The 23,906-nt window shown below is 68.1% G+C and carries 25 protein-coding genes and 1 tRNA gene; 7 read left to right on the top strand and 19 right to left on the bottom strand.

Translation table 11 applies throughout. The annotated features are described in order from the left end of the window. Positions 1 to 20: 20 nt before the first annotated feature. The 3 genes from ASE67_RS06105 to ASE67_RS06095 form a co-directional block, all read right to left on the bottom strand. The gene (locus tag ASE67_RS06105) at positions 21 to 755 is read right to left on the bottom strand and encodes a GDSL-type esterase/lipase family protein (protein ID WP_055757877.1); all 735 of its coding nucleotides are present in this window, start codon (positions 753 to 755) and stop codon (positions 21 to 23) included. Continuing rightward, positions 752 to 2,248 (bottom strand): carboxylesterase/lipase family protein, encoded by a 1,497-nt coding sequence (locus ASE67_RS06100; RefSeq protein WP_055757874.1) that lies wholly within the window; start codon positions 2,246 to 2,248, stop codon positions 752 to 754. The genes ASE67_RS06105 and ASE67_RS06100 overlap by 4 nt, the downstream gene beginning before the upstream one ends. A 182-nt stretch (positions 2,249 to 2,430) precedes the next feature. Beyond that, positions 2,431 to 4,938 carry a glycoside hydrolase family 3 protein gene (locus ASE67_RS06095; RefSeq protein WP_055759218.1) on the bottom strand — a complete coding sequence of 836 codons (2,508 nt, stop codon included), beginning with the start codon at positions 4,936 to 4,938 and terminating at the stop codon, positions 2,431 to 2,433. 225 nt (positions 4,939 to 5,163) lie between these two features. Between ASE67_RS06095 and ASE67_RS06090 the strand changes: the two genes are divergently transcribed. Continuing rightward, complete coding sequence (locus ASE67_RS06090) at positions 5,164 to 6,357, top strand: ROK family transcriptional regulator (protein WP_055757871.1); 1,194 nt, start codon at positions 5,164 to 5,166, stop codon at positions 6,355 to 6,357. A gap of 3 nt (positions 6,358 to 6,360) precedes the next feature. Here the strand turns inward: ASE67_RS06090 and ASE67_RS18135 are convergent, their stop codons facing one another. Beyond that, positions 6,361 to 6,510 carry a hypothetical protein gene (locus tag ASE67_RS18135; RefSeq protein WP_156348527.1) on the bottom strand — a complete coding sequence of 50 codons (150 nt, stop codon included), beginning with the start codon at positions 6,508 to 6,510 and terminating at the stop codon, positions 6,361 to 6,363. 75 nt (positions 6,511 to 6,585) lie between these two features. On the opposite strand from ASE67_RS18135, the gene ASE67_RS06085 reads away from it, so the two are divergent. Beyond that, complete coding sequence (locus tag ASE67_RS06085; protein ID WP_055757868.1) at positions 6,586 to 7,035, top strand: nuclear transport factor 2 family protein; 450 nt, start codon at positions 6,586 to 6,588, stop codon at positions 7,033 to 7,035. Positions 7,036 to 7,134: 99 nt separating this feature from the next. Continuing rightward, positions 7,135 to 8,070: an ROK family protein gene (locus tag ASE67_RS06080; RefSeq protein WP_235511810.1), complete on the top strand. Its 936-nt coding sequence runs from the start codon at positions 7,135 to 7,137 to the stop codon at positions 8,068 to 8,070. A 59-nt stretch (positions 8,071 to 8,129) separates the two neighbouring features. On the opposite strand, the gene ASE67_RS06075 is transcribed toward ASE67_RS06080, so the two are convergent. The 3 genes from ASE67_RS06075 to ASE67_RS06065 form a co-directional block, all read right to left on the bottom strand. Beyond that, the gene (locus ASE67_RS06075) at positions 8,130 to 8,465 is read right to left on the bottom strand and encodes a DUF3060 domain-containing protein (RefSeq protein WP_055757864.1); all 336 of its coding nucleotides are present in this window, start codon (positions 8,463 to 8,465) and stop codon (positions 8,130 to 8,132) included. A 73-nt stretch (positions 8,466 to 8,538) separates the two neighbouring features. Further along, a complete protein-coding gene (locus ASE67_RS06070) occupies positions 8,539 to 9,888 on the bottom strand; it encodes an MFS transporter (protein WP_055757861.1) in 1,350 nt (449 codons plus the stop codon). Between the two features lie 225 nt (positions 9,889 to 10,113). Beyond that, positions 10,114 to 11,505 (bottom strand): UDP-N-acetylmuramate--L-alanine ligase, encoded by a 1,392-nt coding sequence (locus ASE67_RS06065; RefSeq protein ID WP_055757858.1) that lies wholly within the window; start codon positions 11,503 to 11,505, stop codon positions 10,114 to 10,116. A 48-nt stretch (positions 11,506 to 11,553) separates the two neighbouring features. Between ASE67_RS06065 and ASE67_RS06060 the strand changes: the two genes are divergently transcribed. Then, positions 11,554 to 12,369 carry an LD-carboxypeptidase gene (locus tag ASE67_RS06060; RefSeq protein WP_055757855.1) on the top strand — a complete coding sequence of 272 codons (816 nt, stop codon included), beginning with the start codon at positions 11,554 to 11,556 and terminating at the stop codon, positions 12,367 to 12,369. Between the two features lie 4 nt (positions 12,370 to 12,373). Here ASE67_RS06060 and ASE67_RS06055 read toward each other — a convergent pair whose 3' ends face one another. Together ASE67_RS06055 and ASE67_RS06050 are read right to left on the bottom strand one after the other, a co-directional pair. Further along, entirely contained in the window at positions 12,374 to 12,925 is a 552-nt protein-coding gene (locus ASE67_RS06055) for a hypothetical protein (protein ID WP_235511809.1), read from the bottom strand. A 91-nt stretch (positions 12,926 to 13,016) separates the two neighbouring features. Next, positions 13,017 to 14,210 (bottom strand): penicillin-binding protein activator, encoded by a 1,194-nt coding sequence (locus ASE67_RS06050; protein ID WP_055757850.1) that lies wholly within the window; start codon positions 14,208 to 14,210, stop codon positions 13,017 to 13,019. Positions 14,211 to 14,223: 13 nt separating this feature from the next. Between ASE67_RS06050 and rsmI the strand changes: the two genes are divergently transcribed. Further along, positions 14,224 to 15,060 carry a 16S rRNA (cytidine(1402)-2'-O)-methyltransferase gene (gene rsmI / locus ASE67_RS06045; RefSeq protein ID WP_055759211.1) on the top strand — a complete coding sequence of 279 codons (837 nt, stop codon included), beginning with the start codon at positions 14,224 to 14,226 and terminating at the stop codon, positions 15,058 to 15,060. Positions 15,061 to 15,130: 70 nt separating this feature from the next. On the opposite strand, the gene ASE67_RS06040 is transcribed toward rsmI, so the two are convergent. The 3 genes from ASE67_RS06040 to ASE67_RS06030 form a co-directional block, all read right to left on the bottom strand. Continuing rightward, positions 15,131 to 15,328 (bottom strand): hypothetical protein, encoded by a 198-nt coding sequence (locus ASE67_RS06040; RefSeq protein WP_156347717.1) that lies wholly within the window; start codon positions 15,326 to 15,328, stop codon positions 15,131 to 15,133. A gap of 144 nt (positions 15,329 to 15,472) precedes the next feature. Beyond that, complete coding sequence (locus ASE67_RS06035) at positions 15,473 to 15,832, bottom strand: GntR family transcriptional regulator (protein WP_055757839.1); 360 nt, start codon at positions 15,830 to 15,832, stop codon at positions 15,473 to 15,475. A gap of 38 nt (positions 15,833 to 15,870) precedes the next feature. Further along, positions 15,871 to 16,449, bottom strand: a complete 579-nt coding sequence (locus tag ASE67_RS06030) for a nitroreductase family protein (RefSeq protein WP_055757836.1) — start codon at positions 16,447 to 16,449, stop codon at positions 15,871 to 15,873. 217 nt (positions 16,450 to 16,666) lie between these two features. Between ASE67_RS06030 and ASE67_RS06025 the strand changes: the two genes are divergently transcribed. Together ASE67_RS06025 and ASE67_RS06020 are read left to right on the top strand one after the other, a co-directional pair. Next, positions 16,667 to 18,238, top strand: coding sequence for a peptide MFS transporter (locus tag ASE67_RS06025; protein ID WP_082457022.1), 1,572 nt, complete (start codon positions 16,667 to 16,669; stop codon positions 18,236 to 18,238). Between the two features lie 94 nt (positions 18,239 to 18,332). Then, positions 18,333 to 18,408 (top strand) — tRNA-Val (locus ASE67_RS06020). A gap of 275 nt (positions 18,409 to 18,683) precedes the next feature. On the opposite strand, the gene ASE67_RS18530 is transcribed toward ASE67_RS06020, so the two are convergent. From ASE67_RS18530 to ASE67_RS17680, 7 genes are all read right to left on the bottom strand, one after another. Continuing rightward, positions 18,684 to 19,607 (bottom strand): winged helix DNA-binding protein, encoded by a 924-nt coding sequence (locus ASE67_RS18530; RefSeq protein WP_055757828.1) that lies wholly within the window; start codon positions 19,605 to 19,607, stop codon positions 18,684 to 18,686. Positions 19,608 to 19,758: 151 nt separating this feature from the next. Next, complete coding sequence (locus ASE67_RS06010; RefSeq protein ID WP_055757826.1) at positions 19,759 to 21,267, bottom strand: NAD(P)(+) transhydrogenase (Re/Si-specific) subunit beta; 1,509 nt, start codon at positions 21,265 to 21,267, stop codon at positions 19,759 to 19,761. A gap of 5 nt (positions 21,268 to 21,272) precedes the next feature. Beyond that, positions 21,273 to 21,551, bottom strand: coding sequence for an NAD(P) transhydrogenase subunit alpha (locus ASE67_RS06005; protein WP_055757824.1), 279 nt, complete (start codon positions 21,549 to 21,551; stop codon positions 21,273 to 21,275). Between the two features lie 3 nt (positions 21,552 to 21,554). Next, entirely contained in the window at positions 21,555 to 21,974 is a 420-nt protein-coding gene (locus ASE67_RS06000) for an endonuclease domain-containing protein (protein ID WP_200922175.1), read from the bottom strand. Positions 21,975 to 22,084: 110 nt separating this feature from the next. Beyond that, the gene (locus ASE67_RS05995) at positions 22,085 to 22,453 is read right to left on the bottom strand and encodes a PH domain-containing protein (RefSeq protein ID WP_055757818.1); all 369 of its coding nucleotides are present in this window, start codon (positions 22,451 to 22,453) and stop codon (positions 22,085 to 22,087) included. A 17-nt stretch (positions 22,454 to 22,470) separates the two neighbouring features. Then, positions 22,471 to 23,598 (bottom strand): Re/Si-specific NAD(P)(+) transhydrogenase subunit alpha, encoded by a 1,128-nt coding sequence (locus ASE67_RS05990; protein WP_055757815.1) that lies wholly within the window; start codon positions 23,596 to 23,598, stop codon positions 22,471 to 22,473. Between the two features lies 1 nt (position 23,599). Next, positions 23,600 to 23,725, bottom strand: a complete 126-nt coding sequence (locus tag ASE67_RS17680; protein WP_082456971.1) for an aa3-type cytochrome c oxidase subunit IV — start codon at positions 23,723 to 23,725, stop codon at positions 23,600 to 23,602. Positions 23,726 to 23,906: the final 181 nt, after the last annotated feature.

The raw sequence follows: 23,906 nt of genomic DNA, 5'->3' as shown, positions 1-23,906 counted from the left end.
TCGTTCAGCTTTGGGTGGGTTCAGGCCGGCAACCCCTTCGCGCGCAGGATCGGGGTCAGCACCTTCTCCATCGCGGCATAGCCGGCGGGCGTCGGATGCACGCCGTCATTCGCAAAGCCCGGCCGCATCGCACCGGCGGGCGTCGCCAGTGCCGGGGTGTAGTCGACGAAGGTGACGCGGTTCTTCGCCGCATAGTCCCTGATCCACGCATTGATCGCGCGGATCAGGGCGACGGTCGGCAGGCCAGGTTTCCACGGGAAACCGTCCGCCGGCGGTACGCTCGCCAGCAGCACGCCGATGCCGGCTGCCCGCGCGATCATCACCATCATCGCGAGGTTGTCGTGGGTCTGCGCCGGGGTCATCGGCCCGGTATTGCCGGCGATGTCGTTGGTGCCGGCCATGATGTGGACGAACTTCGGACGGTGGGCGACGACGTCGGCCATCATGCGCAGCACCATTTGCGGCGTCGTCTGGCCGCTGATCCCGCGTCCGACGCGGCCGGGGCGGAAGAAGTCGGGGCGGCTGCCGCGCCACCCTTCGGTGATCGAATCGCCCATGAACACGATGTCGGTCTTCGCCCCCGACGCGGCGAGCGCGGCATTGTCGGCGGCATAGCGCCCCAGCCACGGCCAGTCGGTCGCGAGCTGGCGCTGGTGCTTCACCTCCCAGCTTTCCTCCTGCGCGGCACAGGCGGCGGCGGGCAGCAGGGCGGCCCCGGCGGCAAGGCCGAGGAAATGGCGACGATCAGGGGTCATAACGATCCTTGCAGGCGGCAGATTTCGGGGCGGATATCGCCGTCGCGCGGGGTCGCACCGCGCGCGTCGAACAGGATGCTGGCGGGCTTGCCCCGCGCGCTGCGGGTCCAGGCCGGGCGACCATCGCCATTGGGATCGCCGGTGGTGGCAAAGGCGACCCAGTAATCCTGCAGCCACACCGGCCCGGCGCGGCGGTCGTTGAAGATATAGTCGATTTCGGCCGCATGGGTCGTCGGCCCCGCCCCGCCGTCGCGCGCCAGGTCGAACTCATAGCGCCAGACCGGCCAGTTGCGGGTGGCGAGCAGGGTGGCGAGGTTGCCGGCCGGGCAGCGGAAGGTCGCGTCGGTCGCGATCTGCTGGTCGCGGGTGCCCAGACGCGGATGCGGCAGCGGGTCGGCATCGTCCAGGCGGTAGAAGGTCCGCGCACCCTCTGCATTGGTGCCGAACGACAGGTCGACGAACCCGTCGCGTGCCGGGCGATCGCCGGGCAGGTCGAGTTCGAGCATGTTGCTGCCGAGGAGGACCGGCCGCTTGGGCGCGGTGACGAACAGCCGGTCGGGCGTATCGGGCAGGACCGCGCCGTCGATGGTGGTGCGCAGGTACAGATAATCGTCGGCGGTCAGCTTCGCATCGTGCAGCTTCAGGTCGGCCGCCAGCAGCGCGGCGGGCGATGCGGTGCGAAGCGGTGCACTGCCACGGGTGCCGAGCAGCACGTCCAATTGGTCGCCGATGCGGAACGCTTCCTTCAAGGGCCGCCAGGGCAGGCCGAAGCCGGGGGTGCCCGATTCCATCGCCGCCTTGGCAAACAATCCGCGCGCCAGTGGCGAGGCGAGGAGCAGCGACACGTCCTGCGAGCCGGCGCTTTCGCCGGCGATGGTGACGTTATCGGGATCGCCGCCGAACTTGGCGATATTATCGCGGACCCAGCGCAGCGCCGCGATCTGGTCCATCAGGCCGTAATTGCCGCTCTTGCCATCGGCCTCCGCCGCCAGGGCCCGGTGGGGCAGGAAGCCGAAGATGCCGAGCCGGTACTGGAGCGCGACGACGACCACCCCGCGCTTGCCGATCGACGACAGCGCCATGTCGCCCGCCGATCCGGCGCGGTTGCTGCCGCCGTGAATCCACACGATCACCGGGCGTTTGCCGGTCAGCGCCGGCGTGCCGACGTCGAGCGTCAGGCAGTCTTCGCTGGCGAACACATGGTCGGCGCGGTTCCAGCCATAGTCGTTCTGGAGGCAGGCGGGCGCACGGTCGGTCGCCGCGCGGATGCCGGTCCATTCGACCACCGGCTGCGGTTCGCGCCAGCGGTTCGCGCCGAGCGGCGGTGCGGCGAAGGGGATGCCGCGAAAGACGGTGCGGTCGGCCTCGGCCTTGCCCTCGACAATGCCGCCGGACACGGAGACGCGCGGCGGTGTGGGGGTGGCGGGGGTGGCTTCCTGCGCGGTGGCGGGGGTGGCCGTGGCGAGGAGTAACGCTGCCCAGATTGCCTTCATCGCCGTGCCCCTGTGTGTTGTCGTCCGGCGAGTAGCAAATCCTCCCCGGCACGGGGAGGGGGACCGTCGCCGAAGGCGATGGTGGAGTGGGATCGCCCCGCAACGCAGCGGTTCCGGTTGCGGACACCCCCCTCCACCATGCTGCGCATGGTCCCCCTCCCCGCGCAGCGGGGAGGAGCTTTTTACTTCGGGCAGGTCAGCTTTACGTCCGCCGTGGTGCCGAGCGCCACGCGCGCCACGCTGACGGTCAGCGCGCCATCGGTGGTCAGGACGAAGGGCGTGTCGACCTTTGCCATGTTCACATTGCCGCCAAAGCATTTGAGCGGCACGCCCAGCGTCTTCCACTGGCCGACGCCCAGCTGCTCCATCCGGCCGAGCGCGACCTGCCCGCCGCCCGGACCACTGCGCAGCGCCAGCGCGACCGGCTTGGTGGGTGCGGCATCGACGCGCATCGTCGCGGTCAGCATGACGTCGCCATTGGTCTGGCGGGTCAGGTCGACCGGCGACTGGGTGCTGAGCAGGATCTGCGCCGGGCCGGTGCCATCGACAACGAAGCGGCGCGCCCCTTCCTGAACGCCGTGGTCGGTCGCGGTGACCTTCACCCGGCCGGCACCCGACTGCGCGGGGACGGTGGTGATGCGGGTGTTGCCGCCGGTGCCGGCGCCGCCGACCTCCAGCGACCATGCGGTCGCGGGCAGGCCCTTGTCCATGAACACGTCGCCGGCATCGACCTCGGCGACCTTCGGGTCCTCCGACAGCGCGGGCACGGTCGTCTTGCTGGCACCGGTCAGGCCATAGCCCAGTGGGAACTGGGTCGGGCCGGTGGCGTCGGCGGTTGCGGGCCAGGCGAACGACAGCGTGCCCGAAAAGTCGCGCTTCGCCTTGCCGCTGCGGTCCTTCAGCAGTGCGTCGGCGACGCCGGCCCCTTCCGATCCGGGCAGCCAGGCGACGACGAACGCGTCGGCAGCGTTGATCGCGGCGTTCACGAACAGCGGCCGACCGGTCAGCATGACGGCGACGACGGGAATGCCCTGCGCCTTCAGCTTCTTCATCGTTTCGATGGGGGCACGCAGTTCGGGGCGCAGCTGCAGCGTCTTGATGTCGCCCTGGAACTCGGCATAGGGCGTTTCGCCGAACACGACGATCGCCGCATCGGGCTTCGCGCCGGTGAAGCTGCCATCGGCCGACAGCATGGCCGAACCGCCCGCCGCCTTCGCCGCTGCTTCCAGCCCCTGATAGATCGAGGTCGCGCCGGGGAAATATTTCGGGTCGATCCCCGTCCCCTGCCACGTCAGCGTCCAGCCGCCCGACTGGCGCGCGACATCGTTCGCACCGTCACCGGCGACCAGCACGCGCGCGCCGGCCTTGATCGGCAGCAGCGAGCCGTTGTTCTTGAGCAGCACCAGCGACTTCGCCACCGCTTCGCGCGCGATGGCGCGATGCTGCGGGCTGCCGAGCAGGTCGAACTGGCCCGACAGCGGCCGCGACGACGGCTTGCCCGCTTCGAACAAGCCGGCGCGCAGTTTGACGCGCAGGACGTTCGACACCGCGTCGTCGAGGCGGCTCATCGGCACTTCGCCCGACTTCACCTGCTTAACCAGGTTTTCCCAGATCGGCTTCCAGCTGTCGGGCGCCATGTACATGTCGAGGCCGGCGTTGATCGCGCGCGGGCACGATGCGTTGGTGCAGCCCGCGACCTGGCCGTGCGCGTTCCAGTCGCTGACGATGAACCCGCCAAAGCCCATGCGCTTTTTCAGCACGTCGGTCATCAGGCCCTTGTGCCCGGTGATCTTTTCGCCGTTCCAGCTCGAAAAGCTGGCCATGACCGTCTGCACGCCGGCGTTGATCGCCGAGACATAGGGCGTGCCGTGGATGTCGCGCAGCTGGGTTTCGGAAATCTTCGCGTCGCCCTGATCCTGCCCGCCGAAGGTGCCGCCGTCCGCCAGGAAATGCTTGGTCGAGGCGAGGACGTAGGGACCCTTCAGCTGGTTGGTCGAGCCGGGCGTGCCCTGCAGCCCCTCGATGAACTGGGTGACGTAGCTGGCGACGAGCTTCGGGTCGGACGAATAGCCTTCATAGGCGCGGCCCCAGCGCAGGTCCTGCGGAACGGTGATCGTCGGCGCGAAGGTCCATTCGATGCCGGTCGCGCGGATTTCGGCCGCGGTCGCCTGCGCGATCTTTCGCATCAAGGCCGGGTCGTGCATCGCGCCCAACCCGACATTGTGCGGGAACAGCGTCGCGCCGACGATGTTGCTGTGGCCGTGCACCGCATCGGTGCCCCAGATGACGGGGATGCCGACGCCGCCGCCCGACGTGTCGACCGACGCCGCATAGAATTTGTCGGCGAGCTTCAACCATTCGGCCGCGGGCGCGAATTCGTCGTTGTTGGGCGCCGAGTTACCACCGTTCAGCACCGAGCCGAGGTGATAGCGCTTCACGTCCTCGGGCGTCAGGCTGGCGATATCGCCCTGCACGACCTGCCCCACCTTTTCCTCCAGCGTCATCCGCTTGAGCAGGTCGGCGATGCGCGCCTCGATCTTGGGATCGGTCTTGTACGGCCAGTTCGCCTGTGGCCAAATGTCGGGATGGACGGTCGCGGCGGAGGCCGGCGCGGGCACGGTCTGTGCGGCGGCGGGCAGCGCGCCCAGGACCAGGGCGGTGCCCAACAAGAACGTCGTAACCGGTTTCATCGCATCGCTCTCCCCGACGCGGCCCTCGCGACGCGCGTTCCTCTTCACGCTCCGTTCGGCAATTCCGACAGCGTTGTCAACGCCCAAACCGCCCTTTTCGATAGTGATTTTCGGATTGAACCGCCCGGACGGCTGGTCCACGCTGTTGTCCGACAAACCGGCGGCAGGACCGTCGTACAGGGAGATTTGCGTTTTGCCCCCCATCCTTGCGGCCGCTTGCCGGCGATGACCGAGCGCGCGCCCATCCGCCTGTCGGGCACCAACCTCGAACGGGCGGCCGACCATAACCAGCGGGTGACGCTGCATGCGATCCGCGTGTCGGGATCGCTGACGCGGATCGAACTGGCCAACATCACCGGGCTGACCCCGCCGGCGATCGCCAACATCACCCGGCGGCTGCTGGGCGAGGGGCTGGTGCTGGAGGCCGGGCAGCGGCGCGGCGGGCGCGGGCAGCCGCCGACGAAGCTGGTGGTGAACCCCGCTGCCTGCTTCGCGATCGGCATCAATATCGACCGCGACCATGTGACGATCGTGCTGGTCGATTTCGCCGGACAGACGCTGGCACGCGCCACCCGCGAGGTCGATTTCGCGATGCCCGACGACGTGGCGGCCTTCTATCGATCGGCGGTCGACGGACTGATCGCCGAGGCGGGGATCGAACGGCAGCGCATCGTCGGCATCGGCGTGGCGCGGCCCGACGATCTGGGCACGGTCGACCTGCCCGGCCGGCCGGAAAGCTATACCGCGTGGGAAGCGGTCGACATGGCCGCGCTGTTCGCCCAGCCGATCGACCTGCCGGTCTTCGTGGAGAACGACGCCGCCGCCGCCGCGATGGGCGAGTTGCAGCTGGGCCATGGCCAGCACCAGGCCAGTTTCTTCTACGTCCTGATCTCGTCCGCGCTGGGCGGCGGGCTGGTGCTCGACGGCAGCTATTATCGCGGGGCGCAGGGCCGTTCGGGTGAGCTGGGCTTCCTGTTGGGCAGCGACGGCCGGGGCGGGCAGACGCAGATCCAGCATACCGTGTCGCTGTCGGGGTTGTCGCACCCGTTGCGCGATGCGGGCTTTACGCTGGCCGACATGCTGGGCGCGCGCGGTGACGATCCCGCGTTGCTGGCGGTGGTCGATGCGTGGATCGACGCGTCGGTCGAGCGGCTGGTCGAACCGCTGGTCGCGATCAACTGCCTCATCAATCCGGCGGCGGTGTTCGTCGGCGGGCGGCTGCCCGGCGCGCATGTCGACACGCTGGCCGAGCGGCTGAACACGCGGATGCACACGGTGACCAATGTGCCCGCGCTGGCCCCGGTGCGGCGCGCGATGCTGGCGGAGGATGCCCCGGCGGTCGGCGCGGCGATCCTGCCGTTCAGCCATTTCCTGCTGCCCAGCGCCACCGCGCTGTGGAAGGCGGAGGACGCCGGCTGAGGATCAGCCGCGCGGCAGCGGCGGGTGTGGTGCCAGCGGTATCGCCCCGCCCTTAAACGCGGCGACCAGCGCCAGTTCGAACCGCGCGCCGCATCCGGTCGCGCTGGGGCGGGTTGGCGCGATCGGATCGGGGGACTGGGCATCGTTGTGCATGGCGTCGCCTTCAGGGCTGGATCGGCCAGTATCGTGACGGATGGTTAAATCGCGATTAGCGACAAGGGAGGGGCAATGATCGGACGAAACGGTGCTCTGGGCGGCATCCTCGCGGCGGCAACGATGGTCGTCGGCGCATCGGCGGTGGCCACGCCGCAACCGGCAGCGGCGGTCGAGGCGCTGGTCGACCGGTTCGATGCGGCACGGGCCGCCTTCGATCCCGCCACCCTCGCCGCCACGCTGGCAGACGATTATGTCGAGATTTCGCCCGTCGGCACGGTCGATTCCCGTGCGGCGGTGCTGGGCTTCTACACCCCCGACCATCGCAACCCGGTGCCACCGATGCGCCAGGACGAACGCGTCGTGCGCGTGAACGGTGCCTTTGCATCGATGACCGAACGCAAGCAGCTGACCATGCCGGGCGGCACCGTCCGGGCGATCCGCGTCGGCTATGTCGCGCGCCGGACGGGCGGTGGATGGCGGCTGGTGTCGGCGCAATATACCCCGATCCCGCCGGCACGCTGAGCCTTCGTCCTATCGGCGGCATAATTCCGATTTCAATTTGCCTTTTTCACCAAATCCTGCGACGCTGCGCGCCTTTCACAAGTAAAAAGGTTTTGGGGGATGAACATGGCTTTCGATCCGGCGGTGCAGGGGACGCATGGCATTTTGCCGATGGCCGGGATCGAACTGGGCGGCACCAAATGCGTTTGCACGCTGGCGCACGGACCGGGCCGGATCATCGCGCAGGAAACCGTCCCGACCGAGCATCCGTCCGTCACCCTGCCCGCCATCGCCGCGATCCTGCAACGCTGGTGGGACGCCGGCGGGTTCGCGGCGCTGGGTATCGCCAGCTTCGGCCCGGTCGACCTCGACCCCGCGTCGCCGACCTGGGGCCATATCCTGGCGACGACCAAGCCCGACTGGCCGATGACCGACGTCGCGGGTCCGCTGTCGCAGGGCTTCGACGTGCCGTGCGCGTTCGATACCGACGTCAACGGCGCGGCCTTTGCCGAAATGCTGTGGGGCTGTGCGCAGGGGCTGGACGACTTTGCCTATGTCACGATCGGCACCGGCGTTGGCGTCGGGCTGCTGGTCAACGGCAAGCCGACGCGCGGGATCGGCCATGCCGAGATCGGCCATCTGCGCGTCCCCCGGCTGCGCAGCGACATGCTGCCCAGCGGCTGCCCGTTCCATGACGATTGCGTCGAGGGGCTGGCATCGGGAACGGGGATCAAGGCGGCGCTGGGCGACGTCCATGTTTCGACCCTCGCCGAGGATCATCCGGTGTGGGATCGGGTCGAAGCGGCGATCACCGCCATGTGCCATGCGATGGTGTGCACCACCGGCCCCAAGCGGATCGCGATCGGCGGCGGGGTGATGAACAAGCAGCCGCATCTGCTGGCCCGGATCGAACCGGCGCTGCGCGCCAGCATCAACGGCTATCTGCCGCTGCCGGAGCGCGACTATGTCGTTGCCCCCGCGCTGGGCGATCAGGCGGGGCCGCTGGGGTCGATCGCGCTGGCGCAGGTCGCGCTGGGCGATCGGGTGGTGGCGTAAGCGTCCCGCCGGAACGTCCGTCACCCCGACCGTGATCCGGGGTGACGGACGGATACATCCTACCGCTGGAACGACACCCGGTTGCCCGCGCCGGCGATGTTGACGCGCGCCTTGCTGCCATCGGGAGTGCGATAGAAGACGGTGTTGCTGGCGCCTTCGATCCGAACCGATCCGCGTGGCGCGAGGTCGATGACGACGCGGTTGCCGGCCCCCTGGATCACCAGCGCGCTGCACCGCCCGGTGATGCGCATGGTGTTGCCGGCACCCTCGACGGTGGCGACCCCGCCGTCGCAGTCCAGTTCCTGCGTCGCCCCCGCCCCCTGCTGGCGGACCTGTGCCGGCAGCGTGGCCGGCAGTGCGAGGGCGGATAACAACAGGACAACGCGAACGACCATGATCTCTCTCCCGTGAACGTCAGGCGGCGAGCCTAATCATGTCGGGGCCGGGAGACCATGGCCGCTGCGACGATCAGTGCAGGCTCTTGGTCGACGCGGCGTTGCGTGGGGCCGTGCGGCCCGCCGCGATGGCGAAAGCGCAGAGCGCTCCGTAGCACAACGCCGGCACGACGAACGCCGCGCCATGCCCGACCGCACCCGACACCAGCCCGACGATCAGCGGAATGACCGCGCCACCAAAGATCGCGGTGCACAGCAGGCCGGAGGTCGCCGCCTCGCTGGCGGTCGAGCGTTCGAGGGTCAGGGTGAAGATCACCGGGAACATGATCGAGTTGAACAGCCCGATGCCGAGCGCCACGAAGCCCGCACCGACCCCGCCGACCAGCGCGACGTACAGGCACATGGCGACGGCGATGCCGGTGAACAGCGCCAGCAGCTTGTGCGCCTTCACCTTCGACAGCAGCACTGATCCGATCGCGCGGCCAATCATCGCGCCCAGCCAGTAGAAGGCAACCGCCTTGCCCGCTTCCTGCAGCGAAACGCCGGGAACCCCGTCGCTACCCATCGCCAGATCCAGCAGCGGCACGCCGAACGCCGCGTCCGATGCGCCCCACACGGTATCGCCGTTCAGGAACAGCGCCATCTGCGTGCCGATCGCGACTTCCGCGCCGACATAGATGAAGATCGCGGCGGCCCCCAGGATCGCCCAGCGCGACGAGAAGGCGTCGCGCAGCAGGGCGGCGGGCGACGGCGTGTTCGCCGGCGCTTCGGGCACGGCGGCCGACACGACCTTGCGGCTGAGGAAGAAGAATACCGCCAACGCCGCGATCAGCCCGGCGATCCAGAAATAGGCGCGGTCGATCCCGGCCAGCGCGCCGGCGCGCACCGCTTCGGTCAGCACCGTGCCGTCCTTCACCTCGACCCCTTCGAGGAACAGGCTGGCGCCGAGCAGCGGCCCGAGGAACGTGCCGAACGAATTGAACGTCTGGCTGAGCGTCAGGCGGAAATGGCTGAGCTTCGGATCGCCCAGCGCGGCGGCCAGCGGGTTCGCCGCGACCTGCAGGATGGTGATGCCCGAGGCGAGGATGAACAGGCCGAGCAGCACGATCGGGAAGACCGCGAGGTTCGCCGCGACCAGCATCGTCAGGCAGCCGACGACCATGGTGATGAGCGCGAACAGGATCGAGGGCACCGCCTTCAACCGACCGAGCAGGATCGCGGCGGGCATCGAGATCAGGCCGTAGGCGAGGAAGAACGCCGATGCGGCAAACTGCGCCTCGAAATCACTCAGCGTGAAGATGCCCTTCACCGCCGCGACCAGCGGGTCGATCAGCGAGGTGATGAAGCCCCATGCGAAGAACAGCGTGGTGACGGCGGCGAACGCCAGCCCGGTGGTGGCGGAACCCGCCCGTGTCTGTGCCAAAGCGGCCTCCCCTTCTCAGCGCTTGTCGGACTAATTCGACAATTTGCTTGCGATATTGGTCGGTCGCCGAGCGGGGCAGCGTTGTCAAGAAATTGGTAAGGATTGGGTGTCCCGCCTCTCGTCACCCCGGCCTTGAGCCGGGGTCCCGCTTCTTGTCCTACGGTCGGCAATAAAGCGGGACCCCGGATCAGGTCCGGGGTGACGATAAGGGCATCGGCAGCGAGCCTATCCCAGCCGCGCCACCATCCCCGCCGCCAGTTCCGACAGCGTATCGTCGCGCGCGCCCATCACCACGATGCGATCGCCCGCCCGCGCCTGTTCGACCAGGAACGCCGCCGCATCCGCCCGATCGGCGATGTGGCGTGCCGGCGTACCCAGCGCGGTCAGGTCGGCGACGATATCGGCGCTGGTCACCTCGCGCGCGACGGTGCCGCCGCGATAGACCGGATCGGGCAGCACCAGCAGGTCGTCCGCCGCCAGCCGATCGGCGAACATCGCCACCAGTTCGCGGCGCATGACCTTCAGCGGGCCATAGCCGTGCGGCTGGAACAGCAGCAACAGGCGGCCGGGCGCGCTGCGCAGCGTGGCGATGGTCGCGGCGATCTTGTCGGGGTTGTGGCCGAAATCGTCGATCACGGCGACGCCGCCCGCCTGCCCCACCAGTTCGAACCGGCGCTTGAGGCCTGAGAAACCGGCGATCGCCCGCACCGCATCGGCGATCGGCACGCCGATGGCGGCAACCGCGCCGATCGCGGCAAGGGCGTTGGCGACATTGTGGCGGCCGGGTACGGCAAGCCGCACGTCATGGGTCGCGCCGTCCACGACCAGTTCGAACCGGCTGGCAAAGGGATCGAGCACCATCGCGCGGGCGGTGAGGTCGGCAGTGCCCTCGACCGCGAAGGTCGTGCGCTTGTCCGCCGGGATCGTCGCGGCAAGCGCCGCCGCCTCGGCATCGCCGACATTGACGACCACCCGCCCCGCCCGCTCTGCAAAGCCACCGAACAGCGCGCGCAGTTCGTCGAGCGACTTGTGGTCGAGGCTGACATTGTTCAGCACCGCGACGGTCGGGCGATAGAAGGCGATCGACCCGTCGCTCTCGTCGACCTCGCTGACGAACGCATCCCCCTGCCCCACCAGCGCGCTGGCGAAGGGGCGGTCGGGGGCCGCGAAATCCTTCATCACCGCGCCGTTCATCACGGTCGGATCGCGGCCGAGCGTGTGGAGGATAAAGCCGATCATGCCGGTCACGGTCGATTTGCCGCTGGTACCGGCCACCCCGATCGACAGCGGGGCTTCGTTGAACAGCTCGGCCAGCAGCTCGGCGCGGCCCATCCGCCTGGCACCCACCCGTTCGGCGGCGACGATATCGGCGACGGTCGGCTCGATCGCGGCGGAGGCGACCACGATCTGCCCGGCGGACACGATGCCGCTGCCATCCTGGGGAAACAGCGCGATGCCGAGCGCGCGGAGCGCGTCGAACTTGGCAGGCAGGCTCGCCTGATCCAGCGAGCGGTCGGAGCCGGCGACGGTCGCGCCGCGTCCGGCAAGGATCATGGCGAGGGGCATCATGCCCGACCCGCCGATCCCGACGAGGAAGAAGGATTTGCCGTACAGCATCGCCCGGCGCTATCGAGCTTGGCCAGAAGTGGCAAGCGGGGTTGCGTGATGCGTATCGGAGTCGTGGCACCGGCGCGGCGGGTGGATGAGGACCAGATGGCCCGGACACAGGGCTATGCCGCGCTCACCTATCCGACGCTCGACCTGGTGGTCCATCCGCAGTGTTTTCTCGACGTCGGGCATTTCGCGGGCACCGATGAACAGCGTGCGGCCGCGTTCCTCGAATTCGCCAATGATCCGGGGTTCGACGCGATCTGGTTCGCGCGCGGCGGATACGGGTCGAACCGCATCCTCGACAGGGTGATGCCGCAGCTGAACCGCGCGGCGGCGGCGAAGAGCTATCTCGGCTTTTCCGACATGGGGTTCCTGCTGGCGGCACTTTACGCCCGGCGGATCGGGCGGCCGATCCACGGGCCGATGGCGGCGCAGGTCGGCAAGGCGGGCGGCACCAACAGCGCGGCGCGCGCGCTCGCCTGGCTGGTCAATCGCGATCGCACGATGCTGGCGCCCGAGCTGGACGGACGGCCGACCGTTGCGTTCAACCTGGTGATCCTGTGCGCGCTGATCGGCACGCCGTGGCTGCCCGACCTGACCGACCATGTCGTGATCGTCGAGGAAGTGGGCGAGGACCTGTACCGCATCGACCGCCTGTTCTGGCAGCTAAGCGAAGCGACGCAGCTGAAGGGCATCGCCGGCATCCGACTGGGCGCGGTGACCGATCGCCATCCCGACGATACGGGCTTTGGCGAGACCGAGGAGCAGATCGCCGCCAAATGGGCGAAGACGATGGGCGTGCCGTATCTGGGGCGCGCGCATGTCGGCCATTATGCCGATAACATGGTGGTGCCGTTCGGGGTGGCGTGAGGGGTTATTGGCCGGTCAGCGCCGCGATGACCGTCTGCGCATCGCGTTGCTGCCAGTAGCGCACGTCGATCCGTTCGAACGCCTCGGCCCGCGCGGTCAACGGATCGGGACGCACCGCGCGCACAAACCGCAGTCCCCAGCGGTCGCCAAAAACCACGCGGTCCCGGCCCATTGCGATCGACCAAGTGGTGTGCCCCGCCACGCCGGCAAGGCAACCGCTCGATAGCAACGCACGCGCGACCCCGGTCGCATCTGCATCACGCGGAACGTCGACTACGCAAGCGTGCGGCGCATCGACGTCATCGGCAAGACAGACGCTGTCGCGCATGACCAGCAACGGCCAGTCCTCGCCGGGCCGAGCGGCGGGCAGGACATGGTCGTCCAGATATTCGAGGACACCATGCTCGTCATACGGCCGACGCTGCAACCGGATCTGCAGTTCCGATCCATCGGGCATTGCGACGATCCACGATATACCCTCTTCCTGCAGAAAGGCTTCGCAGCGTAGGAAAGTCCAGGTTTCACCGACCGGATGCAGCAGGCCATCGAGGTCCACAAAGGCCCTGATCACCCGGTGCAGCCGGCCCGGTCGCAGATACTGACAGGCTTTCGGACGGTCACGCTGGCCGAACCATCCGAACACTGCCTTACTCCCCGAACGTCCTTGCCGCCGGGCTAACCGTCACCGCGCCGCCGGCACGCACCTCCTGCACCTCCAGCGCGCGCTCCGCCACGCCGTCGCGGCCGAAGCGGAAGGCGCCGTCGAGGCCGGCGAAACCGTCCTCGGCACGCAGGCGGCTTTCGGGGAAGTCGCGGCCGATCGTCCAGTCGCGGGCGATGCGCACCGTCAGCAGCACCGAATCATAGCCAAGGCTCGACAGGCGGTACGGCGCGGCGTTGAAGCGGGCGCGGTATTTGGTCGCGAACTGGCGATACAGGCTGTTCGACACGCTGGCATACCACGCACCGTTCAGCGCCGGCATCGATCCCAGCCCGGTTTCGGTGTTCCACAGTTCGGTGCCGAGCACCTTGGCCGAACGGCTGGTGGACTTGCGGATCGCGGGGACCGCCAGCGCGGCCTGTCCCGCCTGATCGGCGATCAGCACCGCTTCATAGGGCGAGGTCTTCGGCAGCTTGGCGACCGCCGCGCCGATCCCGCCGCGCGCATAGGTCTGGATCGAGACGACCTGTCCGCCCGCCTGCTCCACCGCGCGCAGGAAGCTGGTCGAGGCGCGCTGGCCATAGACGCCGGCGGGGACAAGGCCGGCGAACCGGGTCATGCCGTTGGTGCGGGCATAGCCGACGACGCGATCGATCGACTGCGCCGGGGTATAGCCCAGCAGATAGGCACCGCCCCCGGCGACCGACACGTCGTTCGAATAGCTGATGACCGGCACCTTCGCCGCGCGCGCGATCGGCGCGACCGCGCGCACATCGTCGGCAAGCAGCGGGCCGAGGATCAGCCGGTTGCCCTCCTCGATCGCCCGCTGCGCGGCGGCGGCGGCACCCAGCGCCGTGTCATAGGTGGTGATTCGCACCCGTTCGCTGCGCGTGTCGAGCAGGGCCAGCTGCGTCGCATTGGCGATCGAGCGGCCGACGCCGCCATTGGGCCCGCTCAGCGGCACCAGCAGCGCGACGCGGTGGCGCTGCGTGTCCTCCGGAATGCCGCCGGTCACCGGGCCGGGCCGGGTCGGCTGCGGACGGGTAGTGGTGGGCGGTGCCTGTTCGACCGGCCCCTTGGGCACGAGCGTCGCGCAACCGGCGAGCAATGCCGCGCCGATCAGCGCCGTGGCGCGCGCGATGTGGTGCCGCCATTGCCGTGGCGCTATCGTGTCTGCCATGGACCTCCCCCTGATGACCGAAAAACTTGCCCCCGGCCTCTACATCGTCGCGACCCCCATCGGCAATCTCGGTGACCTGACTATCCGTGCCGCCGATATTTTATCGCGCGCGGACGTCATCGCCGTCGAGGACAGCCGGGTGACCGCCGGGCTGCTGCGCCATATTGGGGCGAAGCGGCCGATGATCCCCTATCACGACCACAATGCCGAGGGGATGCGCCCCGGCCTGATCGCGCGGATGGGCAGCGAGGCGGTGGCGCTGGTATCGGATGCCGGTACGCCGTTGATTTCCGATCCGGGATACAAGCTGGTGCGCGATGCGCGCGCGGCGGGCCATGCGGTCGTCACCATCCCCGGCCCCTGCGCCGCGGTCGCCGCGCTGACGCTGGCAGGGCTGCCGACCGACCGGTTCCTGTTCGCAGGCTTCCTTCCGTCCAAGGCGCACGCCCGCGCCGATGCCATCGCCGAAATCGCGGGCATCCGCGCGACGCTGGTCTTCTACGAAAGCGGGCAGCGCTTGTCGGCGACCCTAGCGGCGCTGGCCGAGGGGCTGGGCAATCGCGACTGCGGCGTGGCGCGGGAAATTACGAAACGATTCGAGGAATGCGTGACGGGCACGCTGTCGGTGCTGGCGGAACGCTATGCCGATGCCCCGCCCAAGGGCGAGATCGTGATCGTCGTCGCGCCCCCCGGCGCACCCCCGCCGGCGACGCAGGACGATGCCGATAGCGCCCTGCGCGAGGCGCTGACCCGATTGCCCGCGTCCAAGGCGGCGGGCGAAGTCGCCAAGGCGCTGGGGCTGGACCGGCGCGAGCTGTATGCGCGAGCGATGGCGATGAAGGGGGAATAGCCCCGACCCTTTCGCCATCCTGACATCACCCCGGATCAGGCTCGGGGTGACGTGCAGGATCAGACGAGCTTCACGCCGCGATGTTGCGCAGCGCGGTCATCTGCGTCGGCCGGACGGCATGGTTGATCGGCAGGGTATCGCCACAACAGGCGCACTCGGCGATCACGCGCCCGACAAACCATTGCGACGCCCCGCAGGTCGGGCAGCTGTTGCGCCCATGCAGCGCATAAAGGGGTACGCGGGTCGGCATCGATACGGTTCGTTCCACGGCAGTCTCCCTAGAAAACAGGGAACGCCACCACCGCATCACGGTTCCGCTACGAAAGGTACCAACGACCGACGAGGACACGAAAGGTTCCAGACTGCAAGCGACGCCCGACCATGCCCGCCACCGGTTCGCCGCAGTTCCGGGTCAGGCCGGCGCGCGTTCGTCCAACAAGGTGGGCGCGTCAAGTCCCAGCAGTTCGATATGCGCACGAATCCGCGGCCAATGCCCGGTCAGGAACCGCTCGCGCTCTGCCGTCCGCAGCCGTTCGACGGCACCCGGCAGCACGAACATGCCGACGCCCCGCCGCACCTCGACATAGCCATCGTCCTGAAATGTCTGGTACGCCTTGGCCACGGTCAGCGGGTTCGCGCCATGTTCGGCGGCAAAGGCGCGTACCGAGGGCAGCTGGTCCCCGACGCGATATTCGCCGCGCAGGATCGCAGCGGCGATCAACGCACGCAGGCGAAGATATACGGGCGTGTCTTCGTGATCGATCGCTGTCATGCTGACTTAATACAGCAAGCGGCGAAAATGTCCATCTTTCACCCGTCCCATCGCGTACCGATCCGCGCCAGATCGGGACGGGGCCGTTCGTCGAGCGGACGGCCGGGCGAACCGATGAAGACGAAGCCGGCAACGCGCTCGGCCGGGGACCCGAACGCGTCGCGCACCGTATCGCTATACGCCATCCATCCGGTCAGCCAGCTGGCGACATAGCCCATGGCGTGGGCGGCATGGAGCAGGTTCATCGTCGCCGCACCCGCCGACAGTTCCTGTTCCCAGCGCGGGATATGGCTGTCGACCGGCGTGGACAGCACGACGATCAGCGCCTCGCCTTCGTTCGCGAAGCGATCCGACGCCTCCAGCTGCGCCTCCGTCACCCCCGGATTTTCCGCCGCTTGCGCCTGCCGCAGCAGCGCCGCGAATGCCTGTCGCCTGTCGGCGGGCACCACGACGAAGCGCCACGGGGCGAGCTTGCCATGATCGGGCGTGCGCGCGGCGATGGCGATCATCGCGTCGATCTCGGCATCGTCCGGCCCCGGCGCCACCATGTCGCGCGGCTTGCCCGACCGACGCGTCTGGAGGTAGCCGAGCAGCGAGGAGCGGTCGTTGAAGGTCATGGGCGGTGATGTAGGCGCCGCCTTGCCCCGCGCCAAGCATCGTCACATTCGCAACAATCCGGCTTGGCATCGCGATTTTCGCCGTTAGGCTCGTTCGATCCGCGCGCACCGCCCGCCAAGGGGCCGGGCGCGCCAGTTTTTTCCGGGGGATGCATCCTTGTTCGGCCTACCCATCATTCCATCGATCGCGGCGGGGTTCCTGATCCTGCTGCTCGTCATGGGCGGCGTCGCCGCTGCCAGTAAGGGCGACGAATTCGCCGGCCATCCCAAGGGGCTGTACGTCCTGTTCTTTGCCGAGATGTGGGAGCGCTTCTCCTATTACGGCATGCGCGCGCTGCTGATCTTTTATCTCACCAAGCACTGGCTGTTCGGCGACGGTGAATCCAACCTGATCTACGGCGCGTATACCTCGCTGGTGTACATCACGCCGGTGCTGGGCGGCTATCTCGCCGACCGCTATCTGGGGCAGCGCAAGGCGGTGCTGTTCGGTGCGGTGATCCTGACCATCGGCCACCTGCTGATGGCGTTCGAGGGGCAGACCGGCATCACCGACCCCCTCGTCAAGCAGGCCGATCCGGCGATCAACATCTTCTGGGCGGCGCTGGCGTGCATCATCGTCGGGTCGGGCTTCCTGAAGGCCAACATCTCGGTGATCGTCGGGCAGCTCTACAGCCGCACCGACCTGCGTCGCGACGGCGCCTACACCATCTTCTATGTCGGGATTAACGTCGGCGCGGCGCTGGGCGTGATCTTTGCCGGTTTCCTCGGGGAAACCTATGGCTGGGCGTACGGCTTCGGCGCGGCGGGGATCGGCATGCTGCTGGGCCTGGTCGTGTTCGTGCTGGGCAAGCCGCTGCTGAAGGGCCAGGGCGAGGCCCCCCGCCCGCTGTCGAAGGCGACCGAATGGGGGCTGTACGGCCTTGGCGTCGCGTCGATCGGCGTCATCTGGGCACTGATCCAGTATCAGTCGGTGATCGAAACGCTGCTCATCATCTCGGGCGTGGCGCTGCTCGCCTATGTCCTGTTCGAATCGTTCAAACTGCCCAAGCAGCCGCGCGAACGGATGTTCGCCATCCTGTTCCTGATTGCGCTGAACCCGGTCTTCTGGGGCCTGTTCGAACAGGCGGGCGGATCGCTGAACCTCTACACCGACCGCTTCGTCGATCGCGGCGGCGTGCCCGCATCGCTGTTCCAGTCGATCAACGCCATCTACATCGTGCTGCTCGGCCCGATCTTTGCGGCGTTGTGGGTGGCGCTCGCCAAGCGCAATCTAGAACCCTCGGCCCCGGCCAAGTTCGCGCTGGCGCTGTTGCAGGTCGGCTTCTCGTTCCTAGTGTTCGTGTGGGGCGCCAAGACCGTCGGCCCGGAAATCGCGACGCCGGTGCTGTTCGTGTTCCTGATCTATTTCTTCCAGACCACCGGCGAACTGTGCCTGTCGCCGGTCGGCCTGTCGGCGATGAACCGGCTGGCGCCCAAGCACCTCGCCTCGCTCATCATGGGCGCATGGTTCTACATGACGGCGGTCGGCAATTTCGTGGCGGGCAAGATCGGCGAGGCGACCGGCGGCCATGACGGCGAAATGACCAAGGAAGGCACGCTGTCGGTCTATAACAGCATCGGGTGGTGGACGATCGGCATCGGCGTCGTCGTGCTGCTGCTCTCCCCGATCGTGAAGCGGTGGATGCACCTCGACACGCTGGCCGACGAAACCGACCACAGCCTGGCGGGCCAGGCCGAAATCGGCGAGCCCAAGGCCGCGGGCGTCGATGTGTGGAAGGAAGAGAAGTAATCTTCCCGCACGACCGGGCGGTGATCACCACCCGGTCGTGCAAATTTTGTTGCATGTCCCGAAAACCACGGTATTCCGCCGGTCTTCCCTTCGGGGGCGCTTAGCTCAGTTGGTAGAGCATCTCGTTTACACCGAGAGGGTCGGCGGTTCGAGCCCGTCAGCGCCCACCACCGCGCAGCGCAGGATGTGCTGCAAGCAGCACAAACCATGCGCCAGCGCGGCCAGCGGGTCGAAGCTCACGCCATAAGGCGTGGCTTCGCCACGACTGACGGCGTGGGCGGGCGCGATCTCCGCCATATCCTACGTTACGACCCACGCGGCGCACGACCCGCCAATTAATGGGGAGACCCCGGCCTTAGGTGGGGCGACGTATGCGGCGGGGGCTACATCAGCCTGAGTCTGGCTACCTGCCCGCCGCGTCTACCGCCACACGCCCCCCGTGTCCCTACGCCCAGCCCAGCCCAGCTTTCGCCACCGCCTGCCCATAGCCTTCCAGCCCCGCCACTGCGCGCGCGGTAAGGGTGACGAAGGCGCGGCGGCGGTCGTTCGGGTCTTCGCGGCGCATCAGCAGCCCGGCATCGGTCATCGCGGTGATCCAGCGCAGCGCCGTGGTCGGCGGCACGGCGGAGGCGATGCACAGGCTCGATACCGAGACGGTCAGCCCCTCCAGCCGCGCGGCGAACAGGTCGAGCAGCATGTCCCATGCCGGGTCGGCGAACAGGCCGTCGGCGAAATACTGGTCGCGCAGCCGGCGCGCGCGGATCGCGCCGCGCACGGTGGCGGCGGTGATCTCGACCGGGGTGCTGTCCTCCGCCAGCGGGGCCACGAAATCCGATCCCCGGTCGCGCACGCCGTCGCCACCCGTACCGTCGCGGCCGAGCTTCAGCAGTGCCTCGGCGACACGGACGATCTCGGCATTCAGCCGTCGCAATCGTTCGGCATCGCGCTCGGCAGCGTGCAGGCCGCCGCTGGCGCCCGCGCCGAGCGCAATGGCGGCGACGAGTTCCTCGGGGCCCGCAGCGCACAACAAGGTCGCCGGGCCACCGAGCAGATGCAGCGACACGAGGTCGAGCGCGTCGAGTGGGAAGCTGACCACGATCTGCGCCCGGTCCCGCTGCGCCCGCCGGGCGAGCACGGGCAGCGCATCGTCGAGCGCGGCCAGCACCACGCCCGCGGCTTCGATGAGCAACAGGTCGGCATGCGGCAAGGCGTCGAGCGCATCGGCAATTCCGGCAAAACCGATCGTGTCACCGATGGTCACCCCGGCCGCGCGGGCCGCGACCGCCGCATCGTCCGCCGCAATTCGATCATCCGCGACGATGATCGCCCGCCGCACCGATTGCCCGCCAAACCCAACGAAATCCGTCAACCCGTCCCCCTGTCACGACCGTATACCGGCGCGATAGGACGGTTGCGGCGGGTTGGCGAGCCTTTCGGCGACGCCCGGAGCAGGAGTGACCCCGGCTGCACCATCGCGATGCCCGCGCCGCGACGATGATCCGACCGGGTCCGGTCCCGCGCTACTCCATCGACTTGACGATCTCCTCGACCATCTTCTTGGCATCGGCCAGCAGCATCATCGTGTTGTCGCGGTAGAAGACCTCGTTATCGACCCCGGCATAGCCGACGCCGCCCATCGACCGCTTGATGAACAGCACGGTTTTCGCCTTTTCGACGTCGAGCACCGGCATGCCGTAGATCGGCGAGGTCTTGTCGGTCTTGGCCGCCGGGTTGGTCACGTCGTTGGCACCGATCACGAAGGCGACATCGGTCTGCGCGAATTCGGAATTGATGTCCTCCAGCTCGAACACGTCGTCATAGGGCACGTTCGCTTCGGCCAGCAGCACGTTCATATGCCCCGGCATCCGCCCCGCGACCGGGTGGATGGCATATTTCACGCGGACGCCATGCGCCTTCAGCTTGTCGCCCATTTCCTTGAGCGCGTGTTGCGCCTGCGCCACCGCCATGCCGTATCCGGGGACGATGATGACCTGTTCGGCCTGTTGCATCAGGAAGGCGGCGTCCTCGGCGCTCCCGCGCTTCCACGGGCGGTCGATCGCCGCCGCGCCGCCCCCGCCGCTGTCGGTCGCGCCGAAGCCGCCGGCGATCACGCTGATGAAGCTGCGATTCATCGCCCGGCACATGATGTAGCTTAGGATCGCGCCCGACGACCCGACCAGCGCGCCGGTGACGATCATCGCGGTGTTGCCGAGCGTGAAGCCCATCGCCGCCGCCGCCCAGCCCGAATAGCTGTTGAGCATCGACACGACGACCGGCATGTCCGCCCCGCCGATCGGGATGATGAGCAGGAAGCCGATCGCGAACGACAGCACGACGATCGCCCAGAACGGCCAAGCGTCCTGCGTATGCGCGAACTGCGCGACCAGCAGCAGGATCGCGGCCAGCACGCCCAGGTTGATGACGTGCCGGCCGGGCAGCAGGATCGGCTTGCCCGACATCGATCCGTTAAGTTTCAGGAAGGCGATGACCGATCCCGAAAAGGTGATCGCACCGATCGCGACGCCCAGGCCCATTTCGACCTTGCTGACGGGGTTAATGACCGCGAACGGCTGTCCGATCATCGGGATCACCATCGATGCGATGCCGAACGCCTGCGGGTTCAGGTACGCGGCGATGCCGACCAGCACGGCGGCGAGACCGACAAGACTGTGGAAGGCGGCGACCAGCTGCGGCATCGCGGTCATCGCGATGCGTTTCGCGGTGGTCAGGCCGATGATCGCACCGATCGCGATGGCGATCAGGATTTCGGCAAAGGTGATGCTGTCGATCCGGGTGAACTGCGTCCAGATGTCATAGTCGGCAGTCTGTTCGACGACCGTCACCTCCATCAGAGGCAGGTGCGTGAAGATCGTGGTCAGCACCGCGATCCCCATGCCGACCATGCCCAGCCGATTGCCCCGCCGGCTGGTGGCGGGCGACGACAGGCCGCGAAGGGCCAGGATGAAGCACACCCCCGCCACCAGATAGGCGAAGGCGACCCATGGATTGACCGGAGCAGCTTCGTGCATCGCCCTCACCCCTTCTTCTTGTACATGGCGAGCATGCGTTCGGTGACGGCGAACCCGCCGAAGATGTTGATGCTGGCCAGCACCACGCCCAGCAGCCCGAGCCACTTGGCCCCCGGCACCCCGGCGGCGGCAGCGGCGATCAGCGCGCCGACGATGATGACCGAGGAGATGGCGTTGGTCACCGCCATCAACGGCGTGTGCAGCGCGGGCGTCACCGACCAGACGACATAATAGCCGACGAAGCAGGCGAGGACGAAGATCGACAGGATCGAGAGGAAGTCCATCGGCTACTCCGCTGGATGAAGGACGTTCAGGTCCTCCCCGGCACGGGGAGGGGGACCCTTGTGGAAGGGCTCAAGATCCTCCCCAAGCATGCTTGGGGAGGGGGACCGCCGGCACAGCCGGGGGTGGAGGGGCAGCGCGGCGGCCGCGATCGCTTCGGCGGCCGCAGCAGGGTCGGCCAACACGTCACGGGCGGGTATGCGGTGAATGGTCAGGCCGTACGCAGCGAGAGCAGCATCGCGCACCCCGTCCCGCGCCGGCCGATTTCCGCGATCATGCGCCTCGCCGTCGATCTCGACCGCCAGCTTCGCGCGTGCGCAGTAGAAGTCGAGGATGTAGGTCAGCACCGGGTGCTGGCGGCGGAACTTCAGCCCATATGGTTCGAGCCGCAGCTGTTGCCACAACAGCACTTCGGGCAGGCTCATCGCCCTTCGCAGCTGCCGCGCACGCACGACCGTCGAGGCCCCTCCACCACGCTGCGCGTGGTCCCCCTCCCCATGCCGAGCATGGGGAGGAACTGAAGGAGCTGCCCCTCTCACCGTTTCGCCAGCACCTGTTCGGCCAGCAACCGCTGGATCGCGGCCGGGTCGGCCTTGCGGCTGACCTTCAGCACCATCGGCGTCGCCTGTCCGGTGACCCACAGGTGCAGGTCGCTGTCGAGGTCGAAGGTGCCCGTGCTTTCGACCGAGAAGCTGGTGATCGAGCGGTACGGCACGCTGCGAAACGCGATCTTGGAGCCGGTGATCCCCTGCACGTCGACCAGCACGAAGCGCAGGTTGGTCAGGAACGCGGTGTCGCGCAGCGAGCGGAAGGCGGCCAGCACCTGTTCCCCGTCGATCAGGGCGTGGCCGTATTTCTCGTGGATTTCGGCCGGATCGACCTCGTGGCTGCTGAACAGGCCCATATTTCGTCTCCCTTGTATCAGGCGGTCAGGCGCGGATGTACCACTTGCCCGTTCTGCGTCAGGCGGATCGCCTGCGTCACTTCATCGTCGGCGGGCAGGACCGGGCGTCCGGCGTCCTTGTCCCAATAGGCCGACAGGAAATTGAACAGGTTGCGGGCGAACAGCGCCGATGCGTCGGCGGCAAGGCGGCCGGGCACGTTGCGATGGCCGACGATCTTCACGCCGTGCCGCTCGACCACTTCGCCCGCGACCGCGCCCTCGACATTGCCGCCCTGTTCGACCGCGAGGTCGACGATGACGCTGCCCGGTCGCATCGAGGCGACCTGTGCGTCACTGACCAATCGGGGAGCAGGCTTGCCCGGAATCAGCGCGGTGGTGATGACGATATCCTGTTTCGCGATATGCGCGGAAACCAGTTCGGCCTGGGCCGCCTGATATTCGGCGCTCATTTCGCCGGCATAGCCGCCCGCGCCTTCGCCCTCGATCCCCGCCACCTTGTCGACGAAGATCGGTTTCGCGCCGAGCGACTGGATCTGTTCCTTGGTCGCCGATCGGACGTCGGTCGCGCTGACCTGCGCGCCCAGCCGGCGCGCGGTCGCGATCGCCTGCAGCCCGGCGACGCCGACGCCCATCACGAACACGCGCGCCGCGCTGATCGTGCCGGCCGCCGTCATCATCATCGGGAAGGCGCGGCCATATTCGGCCGCCGCGTCCAGCACCGCCTTGTACCCCGCCAAGTTCGCCTGCGACGACAATATGTCCATCGACTGGGCGCGGGTGATGCGCGGCATCCATTCCATCGCCAGCGCCTCGACCCCCAGCGCCGCATAGCCATCGATCCGCGCGCGGTCGCCGAACGGATTGAGTGCCCCCACCAGCCACGCGCCCTGCTTCGCCCCGGCCAGGCTGTCGGGCACCGGCGCCGCGACGCCCAGCAGGATATCGGCATCGGCCAGCACCTGCGCACGGGCGCCGATCGTCGCCCCGGCGGCGGCATAGGCGGCATCGTCGATCGACGCGCCAGCGCCCGCCCCCGCCTCCACGGCGACCTCGGCTCCCAGGCCGATCAGCTTCTTGACCGTTTCGGGCGTCGCGGCGACCCGGCGTTCGCCAGCGGCCTGTTCGGCGAGCAGCGCGACCTTCACGTCAGGCAGCGATCAGATAGATGACCAGTGCGGCGAGCGCGGCGCAGACCACCGCGCCCCAGGTGAACCAGCGCAGGAAGCTGGTGTAGGTCCCGGCATGGGCGGGCGTGCGGCCTTCGACTGCCATTCGATCTCCCCTCGATCGTTTTTCTTAAGCGCAAGCGTAGCGCGCCACCGCCGGCCCGCCAACCCTGCTTGCGACATCGTGATCGTTACGGCCGCGCAAATATCGATCCCGCCGCCGGCTTAAGCCGAATTTTACGAACGATAGCGCATGGTTGCACCGTTACGGGACGATAGGGACACAC

It is taken from the genome of Sphingomonas sp. Leaf23 (assembly GCF_001421585.1).
Classification (GTDB): Bacteria; Pseudomonadota; Alphaproteobacteria; order Sphingomonadales; family Sphingomonadaceae; genus Sphingomonas.
Note: the sequence above shows the minus strand (reverse complement) of the source record. Positions and strands in the feature narration are given on the sequence as shown.

What these genes read in the sequence shown, in the direction of transcription:
- ASE67_RS06090 (WP_055757871.1), top strand. Translation starts at nt 5,164, where the DNA reads ATGACCGAGCGCGCGCCCATCCGCCTGTCGGGCACCAACCTCGAACGG.
- ASE67_RS06105 (WP_055757877.1), bottom strand. Translation starts at nt 755, where the DNA reads ATGACCCCTGATCGTCGCCATTTCCTCGGCCTTGCCGCCGGGGCCGCC.
- ASE67_RS18135 (WP_156348527.1), bottom strand. Translation starts at nt 6,510, where the DNA reads ATGCACAACGATGCCCAGTCCCCCGATCCGATCGCGCCAACCCGCCCC.
- ASE67_RS17680 (WP_082456971.1), bottom strand. Translation starts at nt 23,725, where the DNA reads ATGGCAGTCGAAGGCCGCACGCCCGCCCATGCCGGGACCTACACCAGC.
- ASE67_RS06030 (WP_055757836.1), bottom strand. Translation starts at nt 16,449, where the DNA reads ATGACCTTCAACGACCGCTCCTCGCTGCTCGGCTACCTCCAGACGCGT.
- ASE67_RS06065 (WP_055757858.1), bottom strand. Translation starts at nt 11,505, where the DNA reads ATGCTGTACGGCAAATCCTTCTTCCTCGTCGGGATCGGCGGGTCGGGC.
- ASE67_RS06085 (WP_055757868.1), top strand. Translation starts at nt 6,586, where the DNA reads ATGATCGGACGAAACGGTGCTCTGGGCGGCATCCTCGCGGCGGCAACG.
- rsmI (WP_055759211.1), top strand. Translation starts at nt 14,224, where the DNA reads ATGACCGAAAAACTTGCCCCCGGCCTCTACATCGTCGCGACCCCCATC.
- ASE67_RS06100 (WP_055757874.1), bottom strand. Translation starts at nt 2,248, where the DNA reads ATGAAGGCAATCTGGGCAGCGTTACTCCTCGCCACGGCCACCCCCGCC.
- ASE67_RS06095 (WP_055759218.1), bottom strand. Translation starts at nt 4,938, where the DNA reads ATGAAACCGGTTACGACGTTCTTGTTGGGCACCGCCCTGGTCCTGGGC.
- ASE67_RS06035 (WP_055757839.1), bottom strand. Translation starts at nt 15,832, where the DNA reads ATGACAGCGATCGATCACGAAGACACGCCCGTATATCTTCGCCTGCGT.
- ASE67_RS06025 (WP_082457022.1), top strand. Translation starts at nt 16,667, where the DNA reads ATGGGCGGCGTCGCCGCTGCCAGTAAGGGCGACGAATTCGCCGGCCAT.
- ASE67_RS06080 (WP_235511810.1), top strand. Translation starts at nt 7,135, where the DNA reads ATGAACATGGCTTTCGATCCGGCGGTGCAGGGGACGCATGGCATTTTG.
- ASE67_RS06050 (WP_055757850.1), bottom strand. Translation starts at nt 14,210, where the DNA reads ATGGCAGACACGATAGCGCCACGGCAATGGCGGCACCACATCGCGCGC.
- ASE67_RS06000 (WP_200922175.1), bottom strand. Translation starts at nt 21,974, where the DNA reads ATGAGCCTGCCCGAAGTGCTGTTGTGGCAACAGCTGCGGCTCGAACCA.
- ASE67_RS05995 (WP_055757818.1), bottom strand. Translation starts at nt 22,453, where the DNA reads ATGGGCCTGTTCAGCAGCCACGAGGTCGATCCGGCCGAAATCCACGAG.
- ASE67_RS06005 (WP_055757824.1), bottom strand. Translation starts at nt 21,551, where the DNA reads ATGGACTTCCTCTCGATCCTGTCGATCTTCGTCCTCGCCTGCTTCGTC.
- ASE67_RS06010 (WP_055757826.1), bottom strand. Translation starts at nt 21,267, where the DNA reads ATGCACGAAGCTGCTCCGGTCAATCCATGGGTCGCCTTCGCCTATCTG.
- ASE67_RS06075 (WP_055757864.1), bottom strand. Translation starts at nt 8,465, where the DNA reads ATGGTCGTTCGCGTTGTCCTGTTGTTATCCGCCCTCGCACTGCCGGCC.
- ASE67_RS06060 (WP_055757855.1), top strand. Translation starts at nt 11,554, where the DNA reads ATGCGTATCGGAGTCGTGGCACCGGCGCGGCGGGTGGATGAGGACCAG.